Consider the following 517-nt stretch of genomic DNA (forward strand, 5'->3'; position numbering starts at 1 on the left):
TCAATCAATTCGTCACGAACATCTAGCGGAAGACTCTTCTTGGGTATTAGAAAAGACTCCCGCGCATGCACCGTGATCGGCTTTACTTCAGCCATCCGGCACTCCTTTGTATTACTGTTTCTTCGTGATCGTCAATTCGATCGCTTCCGCACGCTCCAACTTCTTGATGCCCGCGATGTTGCGATTCAGAAAGCGAATGGATTGCCGGTGGCCAGTGGCCGTAGAATTCCAAGCCGTAAGCTCAAACTTCAGTCGGGTCCACGCTTCGACCACGATAGGGTTTTTGCTTTCGGCCATAGAGCCAAGAAGCATGGCCAGCGCAAGCGCCGCACCGTCTTCGACATGGATCGTCAAACGCGGTCGCGTGTCCACTTCGTAAAGCACGAACTTCAATACGGGCTCCAGATTCAAACCCGGTTGATTGATCGTGAGTCGCGCTCTCGGGCTCATCGACGTATCGCTGATAAGCGAAGCATGCACCTCACCCGTATCGTCATCTGGTCATGCGCTGTAATGT

Annotated in this window: 1 protein-coding gene; it reads right to left on the reverse strand. The window is 52.8% G+C overall.

Going from position 1 to position 517, the window contains the following annotated elements; all coding sequences use genetic code 11:
• Positions 1-111: 111 nt before the first annotated feature.
• Positions 112-450: a hypothetical protein gene (locus tag AC1RP1_RS07790; RefSeq protein WP_481762688.1), complete on the reverse strand. Its 339-nt coding sequence runs from the start codon at positions 448-450 to the stop codon at positions 112-114.
• Between the last annotated feature and the right edge of the window lie 67 nt (positions 451-517).

The sequence above is a fragment of the Dellaglioa sp. CoH-56-MRSF-13 genome, from assembly GCF_056782095.1.